General features: G+C 70.1%; 17 protein-coding genes. 7 read left to right on the top strand and 10 right to left on the bottom strand.

From position 1 onward, the window contains the following. Nucleotides 1-103: 103 nt before the first annotated feature. Nucleotides 104-1006: a DUF4231 domain-containing protein gene (locus tag ACIG5F_RS45360; RefSeq protein WP_396526469.1), complete on the top strand. Its 903-nt coding sequence runs from the start codon at nucleotides 104-106 to the stop codon at nucleotides 1004-1006. Between the two features lie 71 nt (nucleotides 1007-1077). Next, on the top strand, nucleotides 1078-5232 hold the full coding sequence (locus ACIG5F_RS45355) for a TIR domain-containing protein (protein WP_396526468.1): 4155 nt from the start codon (nucleotides 1078-1080) through the stop codon (nucleotides 5230-5232). Here ACIG5F_RS45355 and ACIG5F_RS45350 read toward each other — a convergent pair. Genes ACIG5F_RS45350 through ACIG5F_RS45325 form a run of 6 tightly spaced genes read right to left on the bottom strand, consistent with a single transcriptional unit; the run spans nucleotide 5208 to nucleotide 10917 of the window. After that, nucleotides 5208-6023, bottom strand: a complete 816-nt coding sequence (locus ACIG5F_RS45350; protein WP_396526467.1) for a MaoC family dehydratase N-terminal domain-containing protein — start codon at nucleotides 6021-6023, stop codon at nucleotides 5208-5210. The genes ACIG5F_RS45355 and ACIG5F_RS45350 overlap by 25 nt on opposite strands. Next, complete coding sequence (locus ACIG5F_RS45345; RefSeq protein ID WP_396526466.1) at nucleotides 6020-7159, bottom strand: CaiB/BaiF CoA transferase family protein; 1140 nt, start codon at nucleotides 7157-7159, stop codon at nucleotides 6020-6022. The genes ACIG5F_RS45350 and ACIG5F_RS45345 overlap by 4 nt, the downstream gene beginning before the upstream one ends. 11 nt (nucleotides 7160-7170) lie before the next feature. Beyond that, nucleotides 7171-8328 carry an acyl-CoA dehydrogenase family protein gene (locus ACIG5F_RS45340; RefSeq protein ID WP_396526465.1) on the bottom strand — a complete coding sequence of 386 codons (1158 nt, stop codon included), beginning with the start codon at nucleotides 8326-8328 and terminating at the stop codon, nucleotides 7171-7173. Then, the gene (locus ACIG5F_RS45335; protein ID WP_396526464.1) at nucleotides 8328-8924 is read right to left on the bottom strand and encodes a hypothetical protein; all 597 of its coding nucleotides are present in this window, start codon (nucleotides 8922-8924) and stop codon (nucleotides 8328-8330) included. The genes ACIG5F_RS45340 and ACIG5F_RS45335 overlap by 1 nt, the downstream gene beginning before the upstream one ends. Nucleotides 8925-8935: 11 nt before the next feature. Continuing rightward, entirely contained in the window at nucleotides 8936-9934 is a 999-nt protein-coding gene (locus ACIG5F_RS45330; protein ID WP_396526475.1) for a zinc-binding dehydrogenase, read from the bottom strand. Then, nucleotides 9934-10917: a phosphotriesterase gene (locus ACIG5F_RS45325; RefSeq protein WP_396526463.1), complete on the bottom strand. Its 984-nt coding sequence runs from the start codon at nucleotides 10915-10917 to the stop codon at nucleotides 9934-9936. The genes ACIG5F_RS45330 and ACIG5F_RS45325 overlap by 1 nt, the downstream gene beginning before the upstream one ends. Before the next feature lie 89 nt (nucleotides 10918-11006). Here ACIG5F_RS45325 and ACIG5F_RS45320 point away from each other — a divergent pair, with 89 nt between their 5' ends. Continuing rightward, entirely contained in the window at nucleotides 11007-11960 is a 954-nt protein-coding gene (locus ACIG5F_RS45320; protein WP_396526462.1) for a LysR family transcriptional regulator, read from the top strand. Here the strand turns inward: ACIG5F_RS45320 and ACIG5F_RS45315 are convergent. Continuing rightward, nucleotides 11907-13346, bottom strand: a complete 1440-nt coding sequence (locus ACIG5F_RS45315) for a pyridoxal phosphate-dependent decarboxylase family protein (protein ID WP_396526461.1) — start codon at nucleotides 13344-13346, stop codon at nucleotides 11907-11909. The genes ACIG5F_RS45320 and ACIG5F_RS45315 overlap by 54 nt on opposite strands. Nucleotides 13347-13427: 81 nt before the next feature. On the opposite strand from ACIG5F_RS45315, the gene ACIG5F_RS45310 reads away from it, so the two are divergent. After that, nucleotides 13428-13859 carry an Lrp/AsnC family transcriptional regulator gene (locus ACIG5F_RS45310; protein WP_396526460.1) on the top strand — a complete coding sequence of 144 codons (432 nt, stop codon included), beginning with the start codon at nucleotides 13428-13430 and terminating at the stop codon, nucleotides 13857-13859. 8 nt (nucleotides 13860-13867) lie between these two features. Here the strand turns inward: ACIG5F_RS45310 and ACIG5F_RS45305 are convergent, their stop codons facing one another. Further along, nucleotides 13868-14341 carry a hypothetical protein gene (locus ACIG5F_RS45305; protein ID WP_396526459.1) on the bottom strand — a complete coding sequence of 158 codons (474 nt, stop codon included), beginning with the start codon at nucleotides 14339-14341 and terminating at the stop codon, nucleotides 13868-13870. 731 nt (nucleotides 14342-15072) lie between these two features. On the opposite strand from ACIG5F_RS45305, the gene ACIG5F_RS45300 reads away from it, so the two are divergent. Next, on the top strand, nucleotides 15073-16221 hold the full coding sequence (locus ACIG5F_RS45300) for a DUF222 domain-containing protein (protein ID WP_396526458.1): 1149 nt from the start codon (nucleotides 15073-15075) through the stop codon (nucleotides 16219-16221). Nucleotides 16222-16306: 85 nt separating this feature from the next. Here ACIG5F_RS45300 and ACIG5F_RS45295 read toward each other — a convergent pair whose 3' ends face one another. After that, complete coding sequence (locus ACIG5F_RS45295; protein ID WP_396526457.1) at nucleotides 16307-16804, bottom strand: hypothetical protein; 498 nt, start codon at nucleotides 16802-16804, stop codon at nucleotides 16307-16309. 358 nt (nucleotides 16805-17162) lie between these two features. Here ACIG5F_RS45295 and ACIG5F_RS45290 point away from each other — a divergent pair, with 358 nt between their 5' ends. Next, nucleotides 17163-17801: an NAD(P)-dependent oxidoreductase gene (locus ACIG5F_RS45290; protein WP_396526456.1), complete on the top strand. Its 639-nt coding sequence runs from the start codon at nucleotides 17163-17165 to the stop codon at nucleotides 17799-17801. A gap of 4 nt (nucleotides 17802-17805) precedes the next feature. Here the strand turns inward: ACIG5F_RS45290 and ACIG5F_RS45285 are convergent, their stop codons facing one another. After that, a complete protein-coding gene (locus ACIG5F_RS45285) occupies nucleotides 17806-18210 on the bottom strand; it encodes a winged helix-turn-helix transcriptional regulator (protein WP_396526455.1) in 405 nt (134 codons plus the stop codon). 149 nt (nucleotides 18211-18359) lie between these two features. Here ACIG5F_RS45285 and phoU point away from each other — a divergent pair, with 149 nt between their 5' ends. Further along, complete coding sequence (phoU, locus tag ACIG5F_RS45280) at nucleotides 18360-19007, top strand: phosphate signaling complex protein PhoU (protein WP_396526454.1); 648 nt, start codon at nucleotides 18360-18362, stop codon at nucleotides 19005-19007. The last annotated feature ends 3 nt before the right edge of the window (nucleotides 19008-19010 follow it).

Raw genomic sequence — 19010 nt, 5'->3', positions numbered from 1 at the left:
GTGGCGAACGGGCGCACACGCCGTTGCCTCGGGGATCGGGGCCGAAAGGGCGGCCGAGCGGGCGGGCCCCACCGGGATTGCCCGATATGGGAGCCTGATCACCATGTCAGCTGCGGAGCTCGTCGCCGATCTGTGGCGCCAGCAGTCGTTGTGGTCGCGGACCGCGGATCGGATGAAGCGGCGGATCAGCCGGGCTCGGACGGCGGCGCTCGCCGTCACGGTGACGGTCGCCGTGTTGGCGGCGCTGGCCGGGGTCTTGGCCGCGGAAGTCCCGGTGGCGAGCCGGGTGCTGGCGGTGGCGGCCGCGTTCGGCGCGGCGCTGCTGCCCCGGCTGCGTCCGGCGTGGAGCGGGCGGGCGTTGCGGGACTGGACCCGGGCCCGGTCGGTGTCCGAAGCCCTGAAGAGCGAGGTGTTCCTGTGGCTGGCCAAGGCCGGCCCCTATCGCGGTGACCCGGACGGGGTGGGGCTGCTCGAACGCAGCAACCAGCTGCGGGACGTCGGCGGCGACCTGCTCCGCCACCAGGCCGGCGTCACCCCCGACCAGCGGCCCACGCCGGACGTGCACGATGTCCCGTCCTACTTCGAGGCCCGGGTCAGCGACCAGATCCACACCTACTATCGGCCCCGAGCGGCGGAGTTGCAGAAGGCGTTGCGGCGTTTCCGCGCGGTCGAACTGGGGCTGGCGGTGCTCGCGGCGGCGATCGGGGCGGTCGCGGCCGTGCTCGGCGGGTCGGAGTGGACGGTGTGGATCGCCGTCGTCACGACGATCGGCGCGGCGCTGGCGGTGCACGTGGCGGCGGCCCGGCACGAGTACCAGCTGATCGAGTTCCTGCACACCGCGCAGCGCCTGGAGGTGCTCAGCGCCCGGGCCAGCACCGAGTCCACGGCGGACGGCCTTGACGCGCTGGCGGTGGCGGCGGAGCAGGTGATCTCCATCGAGAACGAGGCGTGGATGGCCAAGCTGGCCGAGGACCCGCCCGATCATCGGGCGAAGGACACGGCGTGACCACCCGGTAACGCGATCGGCCCAAGCCCCGATGACCCCACTGCGCGCTCCAAGCCCGGGGAGGCAGAGGCATGGCGACCGTGTTCATCAGCCATGCGAGCGCGGACACCCCGCACGCGGCGACGCTGCGGGAGTGGCTGGTGGCCGACGGGCACGACGTCTTCCTCGACCGGGACCTCAGCGACGGCATCGCCGTCGGCGACGAGTGGGAGCAGCGGCTGCACGAGCGGCTGCGCTGGGCCGACGCCACGGTCTGCGTGGTCACGTCGGCCTACCTCGATTCCACTTGGTGCACGGCGGAAGTCGCGATCGCTCGCGCCCGCGGCGGCCGGATGCTGCCGGTCCGGGCCGAGGCCGGGGCGCTGCATCCGCTGCTGAAATCCCTCCAGCACACCGACATGATCCGGGATCCGGCGGCGGCACGGGCCGCCCTGACCGCCGCGTTGCGCCGTGTCGACCAGAGCGGCGGCGTCGGCTGGGCCGACGGCCGGTCGCCGTTCCCGGGGCTGCGGGCCTTCGATGCCGACCTGCACAAGGCGTTCTTCGGTCGTAGCGGCGATGTCGAGGCCCTGGCCGGGCTGCTGCGCTCGCCGGCCGAACGGGCCGAGAACACGGTGTTGCTGGTGGTCGGCCCGTCCGGCTGCGGCAAGTCGTCGCTGGTGCGGGCCGGGTTGCTGCCGACGATGGCCGAGGAACCGGACTGGTGGACGCTGCCGGCGTTCACCCCCGGCGTCGATCCGACGGCCCGGCTGGCCCAGCAGCTGGCCGGCCTGGCCCGTGACCTCGACGTCGACCTGCGCCTCGGCCCGATCGAGGACGACCTGGCCGCCGGCCGGATCGTGGACGTCGTGGAACGGCTGCTGGCGGCGACGCCGGGCCCCCGACGCAAGCGGCTGTTGGTCGTCATCGATCAGCTGGAGGAGTTGCTCACCCAGACCCCCGACAACAAGGTCGTGGACTTTGCCGCCGTGCTGCGGGCCGCGTTGCGCGGGCCGATCGACATCGTCGCCACGCTGCGGCCGGAGTTCCTGAACCAGCTGCTGCTCAACCCCGATCTGGCCGGCCTGCCGACCCGCACGCACACGGTTCGGCCGCTCCGCCGGGAGGCGTTGCGGACCGTCATCGAGGGCCCGGCGCGGCTGGCCGGGATCAGGGTGTCGGACGAGCTGGTGGCCAAACTTGTCGACGACACCGACACCGGGGATGCCTTGCCGCTGCTGGCTTTCACACTGGCACAGCTGGCCGAGGGCGTCGGGCGCGGCGACGAGCTGTCGATGGCCCGCTACGACTCGATCGAGGGTGTGCAGGGGGCGTTGTCCCGTCAGGCCGAGGCGGCGCTGGCCGAGGCCATGGCGGCAACCGGCCGCGACCGCGCCGCCGTGATCGCCGGGCTGCTGGGCCTGGTCACCGTGGACGAGCAGGACCGGCCGACCCGCTGGCACGTGCGGCGGGCGGACCTGCCGGCCGAGGTCTCGACCGAGTTGGACGCCTTCGTCGCCCACCGGCTGCTGACCGTCGACACCGTCGACGACGAGGCCCTGATCGGCGCTTCGCACGAGAAGTTCTTCACCGCGTGGCGGCCCCTGGCCGAGGCGATCAAGTCCACCGCCGACGCGCTGCGCGCCCGGGCCAAGATCGAGGAGGCCGCCGCCGGCTGGGACCACGCCGGGCGCAAACCCGAAGCACTGTGGGAACGCGGGCAGCTGTCGGTCGCGGTCGGGTCGGTCGGCAAGGTCGACCTCAGCCCCGTCGGCAGAGAGTTCCTCCGCGCCAGCGCCCAACGCAACCGGTCACGCCGCCGCCGGTTGATCGCCACGGCGACCGTGCTGCTGGTCATTGCTTTGGTGGCCGGTGTCATCGCGTTGGTGCAGCAGGGAATCGCCGGCGAGCAACAACGTCAGGCCCGCGAGCAGGCCATGGTCGCCACCGCCCGGCAGCTCGTGGCCAAGTCCGACGCCTCGCTGGCCACGGACCCCCGCACCGCGTTGCAGCTGGCCGTGGCCGCGCACCGCATCAATCCCGGCCCCGAGACCTATTCCGCGCTGCAACGGGCGCTGACCACCACGCCGTACGCCGGGCAGCTGACCGGGGTGGCCAGTCCGGTCAGTTCCATGGCGTACTCGTCTACCGGTCGATACCTGGCCGCCGGGTACTCGTCTGGCGCCATCATGCTGTGGGATCTGCGCGATCCGTTGCACCCCAAGCAGGTCGGCGATCCCTTCATCGGTTTCGACTCACCCGTCCGGCTGGCGTTCGCCGCCAACGACAGCCGGCTGGTCACGGCCGGCGGCCGGGGCGCGGTGGTGATCTGGGACCTGGCCGATCCCGCGCATCCCCGGCAACTCGGCAACCCGGTGAAGGACCAGAAGAACGTCGACCTGGACGCTTGGCTGTCGCCGGACGGGACGGTGCTGGCAACGTCCGGAAAGGACAGTCCCGGGATCCAGCTGTGGGATCTGACCGATCCGGCCCAGATCCGACCGTACGGCCCGCCGCTGGCCCCCGAATCGGGTGGAATCGTGGTGCTCGCGTTCAGCGCCGACTCGACCGTGCTGGCTGAGAAGCCGAGCAACTCCCCGGTGACGCTGTGGGACGTCCGCCAGCGCACCGCGCCGCGGCAGCTCGGCCAGTTCCAGCCGGTCCCGGACGATGTCGTGGACAACATCGCGTTCGCGGCCGACGGCAAGGAACTGGCCGTCAGCGGCACGTTCCGTGGCATCCAGCTGTGGAACATCGCCGACCCGGCCGCGGCGAAGCCGGCCCGGGACCAGATCCGGGTGAACTTCGGGTCACGAGTGACCTTCTCGCCCCAGGGCCCCACCCTGGCCACCATCGGCGGCCGTGACGTCGGAGTGCTGCTGTGGGACGTCTCCAACCCGGACTTTCCCCAGCGCATCGACACGCTGGTGGGTGGCGAGGACGACCGGACACCGGCATTCGCCCCCGACGGCAAGACGCTCGCCACCGGCAGCAACGGCGGCGGGATCACCCTGTGGAACCTCGGTCGCGCCGGCCGACCCCAGGCGTTCGCCCCGCCCTTCGTCGGCCACACCGGGCGGTTCAACGAGATCTACGCGCTCGCATTGTCCCAGGACGCGTCGATGGTGGCGACCGGGGGCCGGGACACCACCACCGAGTTGTGGGACGTCGTCGATCCCCGCCGCCCCCGCAAGCTCGCCGTGCTGACCGGGCACACCGAGGAGGGCATCGACGCGGTGAGCTTCTCTCCGGACGGCAAGCTGTTGGCCACCGGCGGCAGCGACCACAAGGTCATGCTCTGGGACCTCGGCGACCGCGAGCATCCCCACACACTCGCGTCGTTCGGCGGTCCGACGGACATCGTCCGCTCGCTGCTGTTCTCCCCGGACGGTCGGACGCTCATCGCGGGCGGCGACCAGGCGACGATCTTCTGGGACGTGCGGGACCCGGCCAAGCCGCGCCAGATCGGTCAGGTTCTGTCCAAGCAGGGGGTGCTGGGCATCTGGCGGGTGCGGGACGGCCGGGTGCTCGCGGTCATCAGGGGTTCCGGCATGGCACCCAAGACCACCGCCGTCACCGCCCCGACCCTGCCCCCGACCACCGACGCGGATTCGGCCGGCAGCGCCGTTTCGAATGGCGGCAGTGCAAGCGGGCCGACCGACGGGCCGGGCGACCCGAGCGGAGTCCGGCTGTGGGAGATCACCGACCCCACCCATCCGCACCAACTGGGATCGGCGCTGCTGGGGCACCAGAGCGAGGTCTCCACCGCCGCCGTGTCACCGGCCGGCGACCTGCTGATCACCAGCGAACGCAACGGCCCGGCCATCCTGTGGGACATCAGCGACCCCAACCACGCCCGCCGGCTCGGCGATCCCCTCAACCCGCACAGCGGCACCTACGCGCTCACCGCAGCGTTCGCGCCGACGACCGACCTCATGGTGACCGGCGGCATCGAGGGCCAGGCATTTCTCTGGGACCTAGGCACCCCGATCCTGCCGCGCCAGCTGGGCACCGCGCTGACCGACAACGTCGACGCCGTCTACCACCTGCTGTTCTCCGCCGACGGCTCGAAGCTGGTCTCCGCCGGCAGCGAGGGTGACGTCGTGATGTGGGACCTGAAACCGACCTACGACCTGCGCGCCCACCTGGACGAGACCAGTTGCCAGGTGACCCGGGGCGGGCTGGATCGGGACCAGTGGGCCCGGTTCATCCCCGCGCTGGACTACCAGGACACCTGCTCGGCCTGATCCTCCAGCGGGCGCAGCGTGCCGGTCGCGGTCGGCCGGCCATGGATGTCCCGAACCGTCGTCACGACCGACTGCCCGTCCGGCACGGCCCGTACCACCATGCCCTGATGGTCGAACAACGGGGCCAGCAAACGGTATTCGTACAGCGTCGGGCCGGACCAATCGAGCTTTCGCGCGGCTTCGGCCATCGCGAGGGCCTGGAGCGGGCCATGGGTGAGCAGGCCCGGATAGCCCTCGACCTCCCGGGCGTAGTCGCGGTCGTAGTGGATGCGATGGGCGTTGTAGGTCAAGGCGGAAAAGCGAAACAGCAGGGTCGGCGTGATCTCGACCGACCACTCGTCCTCCTCCGCCGGCACCACGGGCCCCTCCTCGCCGAACGCGATCGTGCCGGCGGCGTCGCGGTAGACGATGTCCTGCTGCTCGTCCACCACCACCCGTCCGGCCTGCGCGATCTGGTGCCCCACAACAACAAACGTCAGCGGGCCCGACCGCCCCTCCTTGTCCCGCACCGACAACACCGTCGACCGCCGCGTCGCCGGCTCCCCGCAGCGCAGCGGCCCCAGGGTACGCACGCGACCCCCGGCCCACATGCGCCGCCGACCGGGCCCCGGCGGCACGGCCGTCACGTTGCGGATCGGATGCCCGTCCGGCCCGAGATCGCCCTGCGCCGGCCGGTCGAGCAGGTAAATCCAGTGCCACAGCAACGGAAGCCCCTGGTCCAGGTCTGGCACCGGCACATCCAACAGAGCTCCCAACGCGAGCGCCGGCCCCGGCACCAACAGCTCGTTCACGCCGAACGCTCCCCGAACTCGACTCGAATCGCGGCATTGTGCTCGCCTCGCGCCGGCACCCGCCCCATCACCGGCTCCCACGCATCGGACACGACCGGCGGCAGCAGGGCATCGACAACACCACCGGGTGTGTCGACCGGTCGCCATCGTTGCCGCGCCAGCAATTGCGGATGCCGGGCGAGCTCGGCCGGGCTGCGGACCCGGGCGTTGGCGATGCCGGCCTCGTCGAACAGCGTCGACACCTGCTCGGCGTCCAGGTCCGCGAACGCCCGCTCGATGATCGCGGTCAACTCGTCGTTGTTGGCCACCCGATCGTCGTTGGTCGCGAACCGTGGATCCTCGACCAGACCGGGCTGTCGCAACACATCCCGGCACAGGACCGCCCACTCCCGCTCGTTCTGCACGCCGAAGAACACGGTGCCGTCGCCGGTCCGGCACGGCCCGTACGGCGAGATCGACGGATGCCGGGCGCCGGTGCGCCGGGGCGGTTCGCCGCCGTAGCCGGAGAAGTACGCGGGCTGGCTCATCCACTCCCCCAACGCGTCGATCATCGCCACATGCAGGCTCGCGCCACGGCCGGTGCGGCGACGATCGTAGAGGGCGGTGAGAATACCGCTGTAGGCGTACATTCCGGTCGCGATGTCGGCGATGGACACACCGGCCTTAGCCGGGGCGTCCGGCGTTCCGGTCGACGCTACCAGCCCGGTTTCGCACTGCACCAACAAGTCATAGGCCTTCTTCGACCGGTACGGCCCGTCGGGCCCGTAGCCGGAGATCGCGCAGTGGATCAGCCCGGGCCGGCCGGCGCGCAGGGTCGGGGCGTCCAGGCCCAGGCGGTCGACCGCGCCCGGCGCCAGGTTGTGCACGAACACGTCCGCCTCGTCGATCAACGCAACCAGCAGTTTCCGGTCAGCTTTGATGTCCAGCTCCAGGCTTTCCTTGCCCCGGTTGAGCCAGACGAAGTAGCTCGACTGCCCGCGCACGGTCCGATCGTAGTCACGGGCGAAGTCGCCGACCCCCGGCCGCTCGATCTTGATCACCCGCGCGCCGAGGTCGGCGAGCTGCCGGGTGGCCAGCGGCGCGGCCACCGCCTGTTCCAGCGCGACAACAGTGATGCCGCGCAACGGTTCCTGCATCGGTTGGCCCCTCAGGACGGAAGTCGGTGGCGGTGAACCAACTGCCGGGCGATCACGGTGCGCTGGATCTCGTTCGTGCCCTCGCCCACGATCATCAGCGGCGCGTCCCGGAAGTAGCGCTCCACGTCGAACTCGGTCGAATAGCCGTAGCCGCCGTGGATGCGCACCGCGTCGAGCGCGATCTCCATCGCCGTCTCCGACGCGAACAGCTTGGCCATGCCGGCCTCCATGTCGGCCCGCTCGCCCGAGTCGTAGCGGCGGGCCGCGTAGAGCACGAGCTGGCGGGCGGCCTCCAGTTTCGTGGCCATGTCGGCCAGGTAGTTGCCGATGGACTGGTGCTGCCAGATCGGTTTGCCGAAACTCTCCCGTTCCTGGGCGTACCGCAGGGAATCCTCCAACGCCGCCCGGCCAACGCCCAACGCCCGGCTGGCCACCTGGATACGCCCGATCTCCAGGCCCCGCATCATCTGCGCGAACCCGTGGCCTTCGGAACCGCCCAGCAGCGCGGAAACCGGGGCCCGGAAGTCGTCGAACGCCAGCTCGCAGCTCTCCACGCCCTTGTAGCCCAGTTTCGGCAGGTCCCGCGAGACCTGAAAGCCCGGCCCCGGCTCGACCAGCAGGATGCCCATGCCCCGGTGCGCCGGCCTCGCAGCCGGATCTGTCTTGCACAGCAAGGCGATCAGCCCCGACCGGCGAGCGTTGGTGATCCACGTCTTCGAGCCGTTGACCACGTACTCGTCACCGTCCCGCCGCGCGGTCGTGCGCATGGCCTGAAGGTCCGAGCCGCCGCCGGGCTCGGTCAGCGCCATCGTGGCACGGATCTCCCCGGTGGCCAGCCTCGGCAGGTAGGTGTCCTGCTGCTCCCGGGTTCCGTGGTCCACCAACAGTTTCGAGACGACGGTGTGGCCGCCCATGGCCCCGGCCAGGCTCATCCAGCCCCGCGCCAGCTCCTCGGTGACCGCCGCGTAGCACTGCGCCGACACCCGCGCCTCGCCCCACGGCTCCGGGATCGCCAGCCCGAAGACGCCCATCTCCTTCATCTGCTCGATGAGCCGCTCGGGATAGGCGTTGTCGTGCTCAAGCTCCTGGGCGACCGGCCGCACCTGTTTGTCGACGAACTCGCCGACCAGCGCGACGATCGCCGACTCCTCCTCGCTCAGCCCGTCCATCAGCGCGCCGACAGCAGGTCGAGCGGCGGCAGTTCCCGTTGCAGCGGCAACAGTTTCTCCCGAGCCTCGTCGAGGGTGATGAAGTCATCGGGGCCGATCTCGATCAGCTCGGCCCCGTCGGAATGCCGGTAGACGTGCTCGCCGATGAGCCGGCCGCGGTCGTCGTAGGGCCAGACCATCGCGGTCGCCTGCCGGTAGATGTAGAGCTTGTCGGGATCGGCCGTCATCCAGGCCGGCACGCAGCTGCCCGGCATATACGAGTGGAACACCGCTTCCGAGGCGAAACCCCAGTCCGCGACCGCGAGCTTCTCGTCGGCGATGACCATCACCGTGGCCTGCCGCTGCTGCAAGGACGAGTAGTAGCCGAGAATCTCCTCGGTCCCCTCCAGCCGCAGGCAGGCCACCGGGCCGTTGAACAGGTACACCGGATGCTCCACGGTCATCTCCGGGGTGAAGATCTTGTCCTTGTGCCCGGTGATCTCGAAGATCGCGTGCCGGCGGTAGTTCTCGATGATCCGGCGGTGCAGCGGCTTGTCCAGGGTCGCCAGGAACGCGTCGATGCCGCGGAACTGGCTGGTGATGTCGAGTTTGGTCACTGGCCTTCCCTTCACTTCCCCGGCACGAGCACGAACTTCACGCCGTCCCCGGCGGCCGTGCGGGCGAACGCTTCGCTCCAGTCGGACAGCGGGAGCCGCTCGCTGAGCAGCGGTTCGAGCCGGACGTGGCCGTCCCGCACCAGGCGTTCGGCGCGGGCCCAGGACCGAGGCGTGCTGGCGAACCCGCTCGACAGGACGACTTCCTTGAGGCAGAACAGATCCAGCTCGACCGGAATGGCTTTGCCGCACAGTCCGATCTGGACGAACCGCCCACCCTTGCGCACGTGCCGCAGACCACTGGCGACGCCGGCCGCGCTGCCGCTGCATTCGGCGACAACGTCCACTTCGAACGATTCGATCTCATCACTGGTCGCGGTGGCGAAACCCAGCTCGTTCGCCACCGCCAGCCGCCGGCGATCACGCTCGGCGCCGACGACCAGGACCCGGCATCCCTGCGCGCACAACACTTCCGCGGCCAGCAGCCCGATCGTGCCCGGCCCGATCACCAGGGCCGAGTCGCCGGGCGAAGCCACCGCGGGATCGCACAGGCAGTTGGCCACGCAGGCCAGCGGCTCATAGAGCGCCCCCGCCTCGTCCGACAGCTCGTCGGCGATCACGTGCGCGTTGACCTGCGGCGCCACCACGTGATCGGCGAAGCCGCCGTCCAGGTGCACGCCGATGGACCGCCGCGCCGGGCACAGGTTGATCTGCCCCGAACGGCAGAACTCGCAGGCCCCGCAGACGAATCCGTAGGTCTCCAGCGCCACCCGTCGGCCCAGCAGCTCGGTGTCGCCGCCCGTTCCGACCTCGTCGACGACACCGGTGATCTCGTGCCCCATCACCACCGGCGGCGCGCTGGGGTACTCGTCGTGCAGCAGGTGCAGGTCGGTGCCGCAGATGCCGGTGGCCGTCACCCGCAGCCGGATCTGCCCCGGCCCGGCGTGCGGGACCGGCACGTCCAGCAGCTCCGTCGCCTCGGGTCCGCGCCCGGTCTTGACCAGCGCGAGCATCACGCGCTCGGGGTGAAGTAGCGGCGGACGTTGTCCACCATCATCGTGGTGATCTGCTCGTCGGTGACGCCCTGGGCCCGCAGCGCCGGCAGCACGTCGTCGCAGATGTGCCGGAAGTGCCAGTTCGGCACCGTCTTGGCCAGCAGCTCCTGGCTGGCCTCGCCGGAGAAGAAGTCGTTGTAGCAGGCGACATCGTGGGACAGCACGATGCGATCGGCGTAGCCCTCCCCGACCAGCCGGACGATGGTCTCCACGCGCTGCGCGGTCGGGTTGAACATGTCAAGGCCGAACCGGTCGCAGCCGATCGTCGCGCCCTGGTCCATGATCCAGCGCAGGTAGTCGAGGTCGTTGGTGTCCCCGGCGTGCCCGACCACGACCTTGGTCAGGTCGACCCCGTGCTCGCGGTAGAACTCCAGCGCCAGCCGCCCGGTCTGGTGCGCGGAGTTGGTGTGCACGGTGATCGGGACGCCGGTCTCCCGGTGGGCCTCGCTGATCGCGGTGTGCACCCGCACCTGGTCCGGGGTGATGCCGGCCTCCTCGACCGCGCCCTTGAGCACCGCGGCCCGGACGCCGGTGGCGGCGATGCCCTCGCGGATGTCCTTGAGGAACATGTCGGTGAGCAGCTCGGGGCCGCCGAGCAGGGTGCCAGGGCCGCGGTAGTGGAAGTAGTGCGGCAGGTGGTCGAACATGTAGAGCCCGGTCGCGGCCACGATGTTGATGTCGACTTCGGCGTTGACCCGCTGCACCCGGGGCAGGTAGCGGCCCAGGCCGAGCACGGTCAGGTCGACGATGGTGTCGATGCCGGCCGCCTTGAGCTCGGTCAGCTTCCGGACGGCGTCGGCGACCCGGGTCTCCTCGTCCCACCAGGCGTCTCCGTAGTTGTTCATCACCTCGGGGGTCTGCACGAACACGTGCTCGTGCATCAGGGTCATGCCCAACGTGTCGGTCTCGACCGGTCCGCGAACGGTTGTCACTGCCACCATGCCTGCCTCCTCGCAGCACAGCTCACCCGACCGCGACCATCATGAAACAGAATGGCCGTGGCAGGGATATAACCATCTGTGATGCTCCGATGCCCGCTGGAGATGACATGGACGTGCGGCAGCTCAAGGCCCTGGTGACGGTGGTCGAGGTCGGCAGCGTGACCCGCGCGGCCGAGCTCCTGCACCTGGTCCAGCCGGCGGTGACCCGGCAGATCCGGTCGCTGGAGCACGAGCTCGGGGTGCCGCTGTTCGAGCGGACCCGCCAGGGCATGCGGCCGACCCCGGCCGGCGTGAGCCTGGCCGAGCGGGCCCGGCGGGCGCTGACCGAGCTCGACCGGGCCCGCGCCGAGATCACGCCGACGCCGGGCGTGGTGGCCGGGATCGTCGCCGTCGGCCTGTTGGAGAGCACCGCCGAGCTGCTGGCCGAGCCGCTGGCGCGGGCGGTCATGCGCAGCCATCCCGACATCGAGCTACGGCTGCAAACCGCCTACTCCGGACACTTGCAGCGGTGGCTCGACGACGGCGACCTCGATCTGAGCCTGCTCTACAACCTGACCAGCACGCCCTCGTTGAACGTGACATCGCTCGTGCGCGAGCAGCTGTGGGCGGTGGCCCCGGCCTCGGCCGGCCTGGATCCCGCGCACCCGGTGCGTCTCGCCGATGTGGCCGGCCGACCGCTGGTCATGCCCACACCCGGGCACGGCCTGCACACCTTGATCACCAGCGGCGCCCGGCAGGCCGGCGTGGAGATCACGGCGGTCGTGCACACCAACGCCATGAACCTCCAGAAGCAGCTGGTGCGGGGCCTGCACGGCTGGACCGTGCTGCCGGCCGTCGGCATCGCCGCCGACCTGGCCGCCGGCACGCTCAGCGCGGCCCCGCTGAGCGAGCCGGAGATCTGGCGTTCGATCGTGCTGGGCATGCCCCGCACCGGCCAGGTCCCGCCGGCGGTGGAGGTCGTCGCCCGGGAGCTCGTCGTCCAGGTCGAGTCACTGGTCCACAGTGGACAATGGCCGTCCGGCCGGCTCGACCGGGGGCGATGACATCGCCTTGAGGCGGTCGAGGATCAGGTCGATGTCGGCCGGGGTGGTGCGATGGTTGGTGATGCACGCGCGGATGCCGTGACGGCCGTCGAGCAGCACCGGCCCGAGCAGCGCGGTGTTGTCGGCGGCGAGGGCTTGGAGCGCGGCGGTGTGGTCCACGCCGTCAATGGCGAAGCACACGGCGGTCAGCGTGACGGGCGCCAGCAGGGTCAGGCCGGGTGTGGCCTCGATGCCGTCGGCGAGACGCCGGGCGAGGTCGAGAGTGCGGGCCATGGTGGTGCGGAAGGCGTTGACGCCGAACGCCTGCAACGCGCTCCAGACCTTCAACGCCTTGAAGCCACGGGAAAGTTGCGGCCCGTAGTCCATGTAGTCAGTCAGCAGCGGGTCTTCGGCGACCGTGAGGTACGAGGAGTCGAAGGCGTAGGCGTCGCGCAGCTTGGCGCCGTCGCGAACCAGCAGACAGCCGGCCTCCAGGGGTGCGAACAGCGTCTTGTGGGGGTCGAGGCTGATCGAGTCGGCGCGGGCGCAGCCGCCCATCACCGCCCGCATTTCCTCACACAGCAGGAAAAGGGCGCCATACGCGCCGTCGACATGCAGCCACAGGTCCTGCTCGGCGCACAGGTCGGCGATGGCGTCCAGCGGATCCACCGCGCCGGTGTTGACCGTGCCGCAGGTGGCCACCACGCACCACGGCTGTCGGCCGGCGCTTCGGTCGGCGGCGATCGCCTCGGTGAGCGCGGTAACGTCCATGCGGTGCTGACTGTCGGTGGGGATGTGGCGCACGTGGTCCAGGCCGATGCCCAGGATTGCGGCGGCCTTGTCGACACTGCGGTGCGCCTCGACCGACGTATAGACGACCAGCGCCGGGGCCGGGCGCTGCAAGCCGGTGGCGCGGAACCCGGGCACGCGGTCGTGCAGGGCGGCGGCCAGGGCCTGAAGGGTGGCAAGCGAACCGCCGCCGGTGAGAATTCCCTTGGCGCTGCTGGGAAAGCCCACCACCTCGGCGAGCCATTCCAGCACGGCTCGCTCCACCACGCTGGCCGCCGGCGACAACTGCCAGAAGTTGCAGTTCTGGTTGATCGCGGCGGCCACCGCCTCCGCGTAGGGGCCGATGCCGTTGGGTGGGCCGAGCACGTAGGCGAGGAACCGGGGGTGCGCGACGGTGGTGGAGTTGGGCAGGATCTCGTGCTCCCACCGGTCGAACAACGCGTCGACGCCGATGCCGTCCTCCGGCATCGGGTCGGACAGCAACGCTGTCAGCGTCTCGCGGTCAGGTTCGGGCAAGACCTGGGCTGCCGGGATGCCGCGCTCGTGCCCGTTGAGGAGGGTCAGCAGCCGTGTGCCGGCCCGGTCCCGTTCCTCGTCGGTCAGCAGTAGCTCGCTCATGAGCAGCACGTTAGGCTAGTATTCGCGGCACGCGATGCTCACTTTTGGCGCTCACTAGCGTGTTGGTGGCATAATTTGCCAATGGATCGGGTTGACTGGGCAATTATCCGCCACCTCCAGGCCGAGGGGCGGCTCAGCAACACCGAACTGGCCGACCTGGTGGGCCTGACCCCGTCACCGTGCCTGCGACGGGTGCGGGCACTGGAGGAGGCCGGCGTGATCACCGGCTACCACGCGACCGTCGACCCCGCCGCCCTCGGCCGCGCATTCCGGGTCCTCGTGCACATCGACATGGCGGCCCAGGACACCGCCACCATCGAGGCCTTCGAGGAGGCAGTCGGGCGGGTCGACGCCATCGAGCAGTGCCTGCGCATGTTCGGCCAGCCCGACTACCACCTCTGGGTCGCCGTCGCCGACCTGCCCGCGTACGAGCAGTTCTACATGTCCACCCTCACCCGACTGCCCGGCGTCGCCCGCACCAACTCCCAGTTCCCGATGAAAACCGTCAAGTAGCCGCGGAATCAGGGGCGAGGCCGGGGCTCGCCCAAGGTCGGCTCACGCCGCGGCTGCGGGGCCATGCCGGCCGACGGGTCGTTGCTGACCTCGTACCCGTTCGGATGCTGCCGCTCGTTGCGGAGCTCCCGGACCTGCGCGTCGAAGCCGGAGACCACTTCCTCCTGCTTGCGGCGGGTCAGCATCCGCAGCGCCACCGCGTAGGCCAGCGCCACCAGGATCAGCAGCACCCCGATGCGCACCAGGAAAACCGTCGTCTCGCCGCCGCCGAACGGAATCGCCGCCAACAGCGCGCCCAGGCCCAGCGTCACCAGGTGAAACAGCATCGACACCAGCTGGGCGACCGAGCCCGCCGACTCGCGTTCTCTCGCCGAGACCTGCGCGCCGGCGAGGTAGCGCTTCCCGCTGAATGCCAACAGCCGTCCCACGATCACGATGACGGCCACACCGGCGACCAGGTAGTACACCGTTCCCGTGTCCACGCGAAACCACCTCTCTCGACTACCTGGGGAGTACCCAGACAGTCGAGACGAAACCCCTCTGTCTCAGGGCTTCGCGGCTCACGGCCTCGCGGCGCGGCCCAGGGTGGCCTAGCCGGCCAGGGTGGCGTAGCCGGCCTGGTGGATGAGCGAGGCGCCGGCGAGGGTCGAGAGGGCGCCGCTGATGATCATCCGTTGGCGGCGACGAAGGGGGCTGAGGGGCGGAAAATGTTTTGTCTGATGATTGCGGGATGGGGTCCGCTCGGTAGTTGAGGCTGGGTAATGAGGTGGTGAGGCGGGGGCGGGGGGTGTTATCCAGGTGACTCCGGGTGGATTTTGCGCGGAGACCTCTGGGCGATGGCGTATCAAGGCGCTATCGGGCAGGCTCCGCCTGCCTCGATACGCAAGAAGCTTATGCCATCGCCCCCCTCCGCGCAAAATCCACCCTCCGGAGCCTGGAGGTACAGATGATTGTCGCCGTGGTGCTGCGGGTGGGGTCGTGATGCCGTTTGTGGCGTCGTGATGCCGTTTGTGGGGTCGTGGTGCTGGTTGCGGGGTCGTGGTGCTGGTTGCGGGGTCGTGATGCTGGTTGCGGGGTCGTGATGCTGGTTGCGGGGTCATGATGCTGTTGGTGGGGTCGTGATGCTGTTGGTGGGGCGTCGCGATTATGCATGAAACGCAGGTTCACCCGTTAGTGATTCGATTTGGATCTTGACCGAGAGTATTCTTGAGGTATGTCAGAAATCACCCGAGAGCTGGAGTCCGTGGAGCCCTCGGGGGCGGTCATGGACCTGCTCCTGGGCGCAGATCTAGACCAGGTTAGCGATGAGCAGAAGGTCACCATGCTCGTCCTGGTCCGCAAACTCCTCGGACCATTGCAGCACCTGGAATTGGCCCTGCTGGCCGGTGTTGAGGACCTCACCGAGGCCGCCATGGCCATCCACGAACCCGAACAAGCCCTGGTCCGGGAAAAAGAACACAGCACCGCCGCCGACATCCTGCCCCGCCTGTTCGACCTGCTCCGCCAAGGACAGCTGGACGCCCGCCGGCTGGAGATCGTGCGGGAACGCGTGGTCAACCTCCCGAGCCTGGCCATGATCACCCAGGTCGAGGACGGCCTGATCGACCAGGCCTCCACCCTGACCCGCACCGAGCTGGCCCGCCTGACCACCAAGCTCGTCGCCACCATCGACCCCACCGGCTACGAACAACGCCGCCAGAAAGCCACCACACGCGACCGCCGCGTCGAATACAAGCCTCTGCCCGAAGGCCAAGCCGAACTCCGCGTCCGCCACGACGCCCTCCACATCCGGCAGATGTTCGACACCCTCACCGCCGACGCCCGCGCCCTGACCAACGACGACCGCACCACCGACCAGAAACGCGCCGACGCCGCGCTCGACCGCTTCATGGGCAACGGCGTCAACCGCACCGTCCAGGTGCATGTGACGGTCTCCCTGGAGACGTTGATGGGCCTGACCGAGGACCCCGGCCTGCTCGACGGGTACGGACCGATCTCCGCCGACGCCGCCCGCGAACTGGCCATGCACAACCCCTGGCGCGGGATCCTGCTTGACCAGTACCGCCACGCCACCGCCATGACCACCGACAAATACCGGCCCGACGCGCGGTGCCGGGAGTTCGTCAAGGTCCGCGACGGCGGCACCTGCTCCGCGCCGGGCTGCACCACCCCCATCCAGGAGATCGACCACACCGTGCCGTGGCCGCAGGGCAAGACCGACCCCGCCCAACTCCGGGGCTACTGCATGACCCACCACCACAAAAAACATGCCAACCACACCGTGACCCTGGACCCAGACGGCACCACCCACTGGACCACTCCCCAGGGCCGGCACTACACCACCCAACCCCACCAGTACTGAGCCCAGCTGACGCACGACCTGGACGCGAACACGACGAAGGGGTCTTGCCCGCCTCGACGGCGGACAAGACCCCGGGGTCAGCGACTCAGCACTCGCCGGTCCAGTCGACCGAGCCGATCAGCGGGTAGAAGTCCGGCGCGACCTGGACGTTGGCCTTGACCCGCTGGAAGGACTTCTGCTCCCAGGCGTTGTTCAGGTCCGGGCTGTCCAGGCCGCCGCTGACCGAGACGATGAACGTGCCCCGGGCGGTGCGGAACGTGAAGGACTGGTGCCAGGTGTCGTGCCACGCCGGCTGCGGATGGGCGCTGTAGACGGTGGCGGTCCACACCAGCGTGGCATTGCCGTTGTTGTCCGGACGCGTGAGCGTGACGGACGAGCCCGCCAGCTCCGCGCAACTGCCCGCGTGGTGCTCGACGGGCAGCACGGACACGACCTGGCCGAGCTCGTCCCGGCTCACGCCGACACCCGGCAGGGTGCTGGTGGAGCTCATCGGGGCCGCCGTGGCGGTCGCGGGCAGCGCGACGAGACCGGCCAGCAGTGCGCCGGCGAGACCGATTCCGACCCGCAAACTGAAGCTGCGCATCATTTCCCCTCATGTGTGACAGCGGACTCTCCGCTACGCCACACACCTTGGCGTGATCGACATCGGCGATGAATACGCAGAAGTGCGTACTACTCGGCACTCGGCCGCGGCGGGCACGATGGACAGTTCAAGATCAACCCAGAGGCAGTTTCACGCCAAGGCCTTGATCGGGCGACCACTGTCCGGTATGGACGCTCGCGAGGTCGCCGCCGGGTCCCGGTCATCCCACGATCCGAACACCCGGAGTAGGGACACCGATGTCCCTACTATCCAGCAGATAGTTCATGAGGCAAGCTGGAGGCGACGGCCGCGGCACAGGAGCGGCCGGCAGACACGGTCCTCTGGAGGGAAACAAGTCATGGCTACGGTTGTGGTGTTCGGCGCGACTGGCTACTCGGGACAGGCCATCGCCGCCGAACTCGCCCGACGGGGACACCAGGTCACGGGCGTGAGCCGGTCGGCCGACCCGGATGTGACCAAGGACGGCGTGCGGCTGGTGCGGGGCTCGGTCGAGGACCCGGCCGGCGTCGCGGAGCTGGCCAAGGGCGCGGACGTGGTGGTGGTCGCGGTGCACGCCACCGGCGGCGAGCGGAAGCTGACCGAGTACCTGCCCGACCTGCTGGCGGCGACCAGCGGCGTCCGGATCGGGTTCGTGGGCGGCGCGGGCAGCCTGAAGGTGGCCGAGGACGGGCCGCTGCTGGTGGAGACCCCGGACTTCCCGGACCAGTTCAAGGACGAGGCCTCGACGCACAAGGCGGTGCTCGACGCCCTGCGCGCGACCGACGAGTCGGTCGACTGGTTCTACGTCAGCCCGGCCGCCGGCTACGGCTCGTACGCCCCCGGCGAGACGACCGGCACGTTCCGCACCGGCGGCGACGTGCTGCTGACCGACGCCGAGGGCAACTCCCGGCTGTCGGCCGGCGACCTGGCCATCGCCTTCGCCGACGAGATCGAGCGCCCGGCGCACCGGCGCGCCCGGTTCCACCTGGCCTACTGATCGCCTATCGCGGGACGGGGCGGCCGCGCTGCCACGGCGTGCGGTCCGCCCCGTCCAGCTCGTCGTCGAAGACGCGGCGGGCGGTGTAGATCTGGTCCACGTTCTGCTCCGCCCAGTCCCGCAGCGGCGCGATGACCTGGTCCAAGGTCCGGCCCAGCGACGTCAGCTCGTACTCCACCGCCGGCGGCGAGACCGTGAGCAGGGTGCGTCGCACGAGACCGTCGCGCTCCAGATCGCGCAGGGTCCGCGACAGCACGCGCGGGCTGACGCCCTCGGTCGCGCGGGCGATCTGCCCGTAGCGGCGCGGGCCCGCGGCCAGCACGCCGATGATCAGGCTCGTCCACTTGTCCGCCACGCGATCCAGCACCTCACGCGTGGGGCACGCCGCCGAGTAGACGCTGCGCTCCATGCCAACCTCCCTCAGTACTATCCAACAGATAGTACAGGTTCGGCGGCGACCGGTCAGCGCGATCCGCCGGCCGCCTGGGCTGGCCCGGCAGTGGAGGTCGGGACACCAGGGCTGAGCACTGGCTTCCGGCCCATGGAATGATCCCGCTCGTGCGCGAAGCCTTCCACGGTGACCTGAAGCAGCTCGGCCGGCAGCTGGCGACCATGTGTGAGTCGGCGGCGGCCGCCATGCGCGATGCCACGCGGGCGCTGTTGGCGGCCGATCTCCGTCTGGCCGAGCAGGTGCTCAGCGCCGACGCCGAACTGGACGTGAAGCGCACCGAGTGCGAGGAGCAGGCCTACTCGCTGCTGGCCCTGCAAGCACCGGTCGCGCGGGACCTGCGCATCGTGCTCGCCGCCACGTACTGCGCGCAGAAGATCGAGCGCATGGGCGATCTCGCCGCGCACATCGCCGACACCGCCCGCTTCACCCACCCCGAGCACGCCGTGCCGGCCGAGTTGGCCGACGCCTTCACCGAGCTGGGCGAGGTCGCCGCCGGCATGGCCGACCGGCTGGCCGCGCTGGTCGTCGCCCCGGTCGCCGGCGCGTTCGCCGAGCTGGAGGAGATCGACACCCGGGTGGACCGCCTGCACGCCGCCGTGCTGGCGCGGATCAGCGCCGCCGACTTCCCGCACGGCCCGCAGACCGCGGCCAGCCTGGCCCTGGTGGCCCGCTTCTACGAGCGCTTCGGCGACCAGGCCGTGTCGGTGGCCAAGCGGCTGGACTTCGCCGCCACCGGCGAGACGCCCACGATCTGAGCA

The organism is Kutzneria sp. NPDC052558, from assembly GCF_044547355.1.
Taxonomy (GTDB): Bacteria; Actinomycetota; Actinomycetes; order Mycobacteriales; family Pseudonocardiaceae; genus Kutzneria.
The sequence above is the reverse complement of the archived record's forward strand: the minus strand, read 5'-3'. Positions and strand labels throughout refer to the sequence as shown.

Bases quoted from the DNA above. Each gene is read 5' to 3' on its own strand.
- ACIG5F_RS45330 (WP_396526475.1), bottom strand. From the start codon at position 9,934: ATGCTCGCGCTGGTCAAGACCGGGCGCGGACCCGAGGCGACGGAGCTG.
- ACIG5F_RS45295 (WP_396526457.1), bottom strand. From the start codon at position 16,804: ATGCGCAGCTTCAGTTTGCGGGTCGGAATCGGTCTCGCCGGCGCACTG.
- ACIG5F_RS45290 (WP_396526456.1), top strand. From the start codon at position 17,163: ATGGCTACGGTTGTGGTGTTCGGCGCGACTGGCTACTCGGGACAGGCC.
- ACIG5F_RS45345 (WP_396526466.1), bottom strand. From the start codon at position 7,159: ATGCAGGAACCGTTGCGCGGCATCACTGTTGTCGCGCTGGAACAGGCG.
- ACIG5F_RS45300 (WP_396526458.1), top strand. From the start codon at position 15,073: ATGTCAGAAATCACCCGAGAGCTGGAGTCCGTGGAGCCCTCGGGGGCG.
- ACIG5F_RS45355 (WP_396526468.1), top strand. From the start codon at position 1,078: ATGGCGACCGTGTTCATCAGCCATGCGAGCGCGGACACCCCGCACGCG.
- ACIG5F_RS45325 (WP_396526463.1), bottom strand. From the start codon at position 10,917: ATGGTGGCAGTGACAACCGTTCGCGGACCGGTCGAGACCGACACGTTG.
- ACIG5F_RS45340 (WP_396526465.1), bottom strand. From the start codon at position 8,328: ATGGACGGGCTGAGCGAGGAGGAGTCGGCGATCGTCGCGCTGGTCGGC.
- ACIG5F_RS45285 (WP_396526455.1), bottom strand. From the start codon at position 18,210: ATGGAGCGCAGCGTCTACTCGGCGGCGTGCCCCACGCGTGAGGTGCTG.
- ACIG5F_RS45315 (WP_396526461.1), bottom strand. From the start codon at position 13,346: ATGAGCGAGCTACTGCTGACCGACGAGGAACGGGACCGGGCCGGCACA.
- ACIG5F_RS45320 (WP_396526462.1), top strand. From the start codon at position 11,007: ATGCCCGCTGGAGATGACATGGACGTGCGGCAGCTCAAGGCCCTGGTG.
- ACIG5F_RS45310 (WP_396526460.1), top strand. From the start codon at position 13,428: ATGGATCGGGTTGACTGGGCAATTATCCGCCACCTCCAGGCCGAGGGG.
- ACIG5F_RS45360 (WP_396526469.1), top strand. From the start codon at position 104: ATGTCAGCTGCGGAGCTCGTCGCCGATCTGTGGCGCCAGCAGTCGTTG.